The 4,041-nt window shown below is 39.5% G+C and carries 5 protein-coding genes; all 5 read right to left on the bottom strand.

Annotated elements, in window-relative coordinates; genetic code table 11:
* Positions 1-890, bottom strand: an 890-nt coding sequence (locus F6K13_RS18140) for a glycosyltransferase (RefSeq protein ID WP_287287942.1), incomplete at its 3' end; no start/stop codon positions are given.
* Between the two features lie 17 nt (positions 891-907).
* On the bottom strand, positions 908-2,122 hold the full coding sequence (locus tag F6K13_RS18135) for a glycosyltransferase (RefSeq protein ID WP_287287941.1): 1,215 nt from the start codon (positions 2,120-2,122) through the stop codon (positions 908-910).
* Positions 2,123-2,135: 13 nt separating this feature from the next.
* Positions 2,136-2,681, bottom strand: a complete 546-nt coding sequence (locus F6K13_RS35240) for a nucleotide disphospho-sugar-binding domain-containing protein (RefSeq protein WP_339379467.1) — start codon at positions 2,679-2,681, stop codon at positions 2,136-2,138.
* A gap of 31 nt (positions 2,682-2,712) precedes the next feature.
* Positions 2,713-3,420 (bottom strand): hypothetical protein, encoded by a 708-nt coding sequence (locus F6K13_RS35235; protein WP_339379468.1) that lies wholly within the window; start codon positions 3,418-3,420, stop codon positions 2,713-2,715.
* A gap of 47 nt (positions 3,421-3,467) precedes the next feature.
* Positions 3,468-4,041 (bottom strand): sugar phosphate nucleotidyltransferase (locus F6K13_RS18125; protein WP_287287940.1); only part of this gene is annotated, 574 nt, incomplete at its 5' end.

Below are 4,041 nucleotides of genomic sequence, written 5' to 3'. Positions count from 1 at the left end.
GGTAGAGATTCTGGAGTTGCCGAACCCCCCAGAGACATTACTAACTGAGCATCCAACCCGTCACAAGCTACTGCAATTTTATCAAAGACATCAAAAAAACGATTTACTAAACTTCCAAGAGAAGCATAAATTAAAGGTTTCCCAGTTAACTTATCCCAAGGGAAGGCAACAGGTTCTCTAGTACCTGAATAATGATAGGGTCCTGTGAAATGAAACCACTTAGGCAAATTTTCCCTGGGAAATTCTAACTCAGCAGGTTGTTGACTAATTTGAGCTAGTTGGGAATATACATCATTAGGATGAGAGTACAAAGGCAAATTCCATTGGCGACGATACTCTGCTATCAAATCTCTCACAGGTTTTCTGAGTAGTCCAGACCAGGTATAAGCAGATAGGTTGCGGAGTTTTCCCCACAAGGTAGGGTTATATTCCCAACTTTTAAAATGAGGTGGAATAGCATAATCTAGATGAAATACCACTGCACTACAAATAGTAATAAAAGGAATTTCCAAAAGATCGGCGATCGTTCCTCCTGCGATTGAAATTGAGTCAATGAGCAAAGCATCTATGCCAGCATTTTTAATAAGTTGTGGAGCATCCTTAAGTAAAACATTCGCCCCATTTTTTTTGAGCTGAATACCATAACGTAAAGCAGCTATTCCACTGAGTTGACTTAAATGATACAAAGATTTTTTCATTGCCTCTGGAGAAAGGTCTTCTTGACCATAGTCAAGATATTCCAATCCTGCTGCCAATACCTTAGCTTCATAACCAACTATTCCAATAAAGGTGACGCGATGACCTCGCCTTTTTAATTCTTGTGCCAAAGGTAGCATTGTATTTAGATGTCCTGTAAATTGTGTAGGACAGATCGCACCAAAATGAGTCACAATAAGTTGTTTTCTAGTTAGATAGTTCCTGCTAAGACAGGTTTTCCTGTAGATACTGCTTGTTCAATAATATCAGCAGCACGAGTTACCCCACCCGATCGCTGAATTGCTGACTGTAATCTCAAAGCATTTTGTTTATATGACGGTTGTGTTAGCACTTTGGAAATTGCTTTTCTTAATCGAGCTACAGTCAAACGCTTCAGTGGTATAGCTTCCCCTGCTCCACTCCAAGCAATTCGTGCTGCTACTCCTGGTTGGTCAAAGGCAATAGGAATAGCAATCATTGGTACTCCATTGTTTAAACATTCTAGAGTTGTGTTCATTCCTGCATGAGTAATAGTCAGAGTAACTTTTTGCAGCAGTTCTAACTGAGGTGCATATTTGACAACTAGGGGATTTCCCGGTAAGTTCGGTAGAGATTCTGGAGTTGCCGAACCCCCCAGAGACATTACTAACTGAGCATCCAACCCGTCACAAGCTACTGCAATTTTATCAAAGACATCAAAAAAACGATTTACTAAACTTCCAAGAGAAGCATAAATTAAAGGTTTCCCAGTTAACTTATCCCAAGGGAAGGCAACAGGTTCTCTAGTACCTGAATAATGATAAGGTCCTGTGAAATGAAAGCACTTAGGCAAATTTTCCCTGGGAAATTCTAACTCAGCAGGTTGGTGACTAATTTGAGCTAATTGATAATTAGGAGTATCAGGCTGAGGTTGCAAAGGTAAATTCCATTGAGTACGATATTTACTCACGACCTCTATCAAAGGTTTAGCCCAGCGTCTAGATCTACGGTACTCAAATTTGTTACGCAGTTTTGCCCACCAGGTGGGGTTATATTTCCAGTTAGTGAAAATAGGAGGAACGGTATTCTCTTGAAGAGATAGCACTACGCTATAAATAGTGATAAAAGGAATTTCCAGAAGCTCGGCGATCGCTACCCCTCCTGTTGAAACTGAGTCAATCAGTAAAGCATCAATGCCAGCATCTTTGATCAGTTGTGGAGTATCCTGAAGCAAAGCGTTTGCCTCTTTTTTTAAAATTTTAACTATAATATAGCGGAAAGCAGGTATCCCGCTGAGTTTACTCAGATGATGCAAATACTCTGTCATTGCCCCTTCAGGAAATTCTTCTTTGCCATAGCCAAGATATTCTAATCCTGCTTCTAGTACCTTGGCTTCATAACCAACTATTCCAATATGTGTAGGACAGATAGCACCAAAATGAGTCATAATTAGTTTTTTCCTAGTTTATAGTTTCAGATAAGACTGGTTTTTTTATAGATACTGCTTGTTCAATAATATCAGCAGCACGAGTTACCCCACCTGCTGTATCGATCGCTTTCTGTAGTCTCAAAGCATTTTGTTTATATGAAGGTTGTGTTAATACCTGGGAAATGGCGTTTTTTAACCTAGGTACAGTCAAACGTTTCAGAGGTACAGCTTCCCCTGCTCCACTCCAAGCAATTCGCGCTGCTATTCCTGGTTGGTCGTTAGCAATAGGAATAGCAACCATTGGCACTGCATTATTTAAACATTCCAAAGTTGTATTCATACCTGCATGAGTAATAGTAAGAGTGACTTTCTTGAGCAATTCTAACTGGGGCGCATATTCCACAACTAAAGGACTTCCTGGCAAGTTGGGTAGAGATTCTGGAGTTGCAGACCCACCCAGAGAAATTACTAACTGAGCATCCAACCCCTCACAAGCTGCTGCAATTTTATAAAAGACATCAATCAGACGATTTTGCACAGTTCCCATAGAAGCATAAATCAGAGGTTTTCCTGTCAATTTATCCCAAGGAAAGCAAACAGGTTCTCGACTACTGGAATGAATAATGATAGGGTCCAGTAAAATGAAACCACTGGGGCAAATTTTTCCTGGGAAATTCTAACTCAGCAGGTTGGTGACTAATTTGAGCTAGTTGAGAATAAGCATCACCAAGTTGAGAGTATAGAGGTAAATTCCATTGGCGACGATACTCAGCTACTACTTGCGCGATCGGTTTTCTCAGCCGTTTATACAAAGCATAACCAGCTTGATTGCGTAATTTTGCCCACCAGGCGGTGCTATATTTCCAGTTGGTCAAATAAGGGGGGACATTCTCATCTGGATTTAATACTACTGCGCTACAGATAGTGATAAAAGGAATGTTGAGAAAATCGGCGATCGAACCTGCTGATGAAGCTTGGTCAATTAGTAAAGCATCTACGCCAGCATTTTTGATAACTTGCGGAGCATCCCGAAGCAAAACATTTGCCCCGTCTTTAAATAGGTTAATGGTATAGCGAAAGGCAGCTAACCCGCTAAGTTTACTCAGCTGATTTAAAGATTCTGCCATCCCTCCTTTGGGATATTCTTCTGTACCATAAGCTAGAAATTCTAATCCTGCTGCTAATGTTTTAGCTTCAGCATCAAGCACCCCGATCATAGTAACGCGATGACCGCGCCTTTTTAATTCTTGCCCCAAGGGAAGCATTGTGTTTAGGTGTCCTGTCGATCCGGGACATATTAAACCAAAATGAGTCATAGTAAGTTTTTCCCTTGTTTTCTAAATTTTTCTCTACAATGATACTATCAAGTATTACGAAAATCAATCATTGTCTGCCAATACACATCTGGCATTCCGGTGTCAAAGCATCTCCCTTTTACCAAATACCCGTTCATTCCTTCTGTTTTTTGCAATTTATCCAAACAAGATGTCAGTTGAAATTCACCTTTTTCTCTAACATTTTGTTTGATATTTTCTTCTAGGTAATCAAATATTTTTGCTGTCAATAAATATATGCCAAAAACTCCTAGAAATTCATCTTCTTTCATTCCTGCCACATGAAGTTTTTGTCTGGCATAATTTAGTTCTGGTTTTTCATAAATTGTATCTATATTAATTATGCCATCGGCAACTAAACTCCCACTAATACAACCATAATGATGTATTTCTGTCCCTGGTATTATTCTCACGCCAATTACACTTTTATTGGTCTGTTCGTAGACTTGCAAAATTTGACTTGCACAAGATTTTTTTACCTCTGAAGTATAAATATGGTCTCCTAGTAATAACACAAAAGGTTCATCTCCCACCCACTCTTTAGCACAGAAAACTGCATGACCATAACCAGCTTGTTCTGACTGAGTTAATAGAGTAATTTTA

The organism is Okeania sp. SIO2B9, from assembly GCF_010672505.1.
Classification (GTDB): domain Bacteria; phylum Cyanobacteriota; class Cyanobacteriia; order Cyanobacteriales; family Microcoleaceae; genus Okeania; species Okeania hirsuta.
The sequence above is the reverse complement of the archived record's forward strand: the minus strand, read 5'-3'. Positions and strand labels throughout refer to the sequence as shown.